This is a genomic window from Streptomyces poriferorum (assembly GCF_019399235.1).
GTDB lineage: Bacteria > Actinomycetota > Actinomycetes > Streptomycetales > Streptomycetaceae > Streptomyces > Streptomyces poriferorum.
Genome location: NZ_JAELVH010000633.1, coordinates 1 through 823 on the forward strand (window position 1 = coordinate 1; position 823 = coordinate 823).

An 823-nucleotide genomic window follows, 5' to 3' on the forward strand; every position below is an offset into this window, starting at 1 on the left:
GCTGCTGCGTCCGGCCGTGAAGTCCGCGGCGCGGGAGGCGGTCACCCCCGAGGCGGTACGTTCCGCGGCCGCCGCCGACAAGAGCAAGGCACCGGACGGAGGCGGAACGGCGGGGGCGGGCGCCGACGGCGGGGCCGGTGACACCGCCGGGGCGGACGCGGGCGCCGGCGCGTCGAAGCCCACGCCGAGCCCGTCCGCGGAGGCGGAGGCCGGCACCGGGGCGGGTGCAGAGGACGGGGCGGCCACTCCGACGAGTGCGCAGGTCCGGGTCAGGGACTCGGTGGGCGGCGGGACGAATGCCGCGACCGCCCTCCAGGTGCCGAAGGGCCACACCTTCCAGCTGACCGACATCGTCGTGCAGAACCCGCAGGGCGACGCCGGAACCGTCGTCATCTCGGCCGGCACGAACTCGAGTGTGCTGAGTCTCGGGCTGGAGAACTTCCGTGACTCCGACTACCACTTCGTGACGCCGATCCTCGTCCCGGCGGGCGGGAAGGTCACCATGACGATCGACTGCCGCAAGGTCGGCAAGCCGGTGGGCGCCCGCACACCGGCACGGTGCTCGGAGTCGCTGTTCCTGGGCGGCACGATGCGGGCCGACTCCGCGGGCTGACCGGGCGGCGGTTCCGCCCTCGGTCGCCGGACGGTCCCCGTCCCGTCCACCGGAGGGCAGACGCGTTCAGGCCGGTGGTGCCTCTTCCTCCTCCTCGGGGCTCTTCTCCTCCGCCCGCTGGACGAACGAGCCCTGCACATCGGCCGGCTGCTCGTCCTCGTCCTCCGTGGCCGCCCGCTGCACGGCGGGGGCGGCCACGGAGGACGAGGA

Annotated in this window: 1 pseudogene; it reads left to right on the forward strand. The window is 74.7% G+C overall.

Going from position 1 to position 823, the window contains the following annotated elements:
- Nucleotides 1-613 (forward strand): annotated as a pseudogene (locus JGS39_RS40150) (hypothetical protein); the annotation flags it as partial.
- Between the last annotated feature and the right edge of the window lie 210 nt (nucleotides 614-823).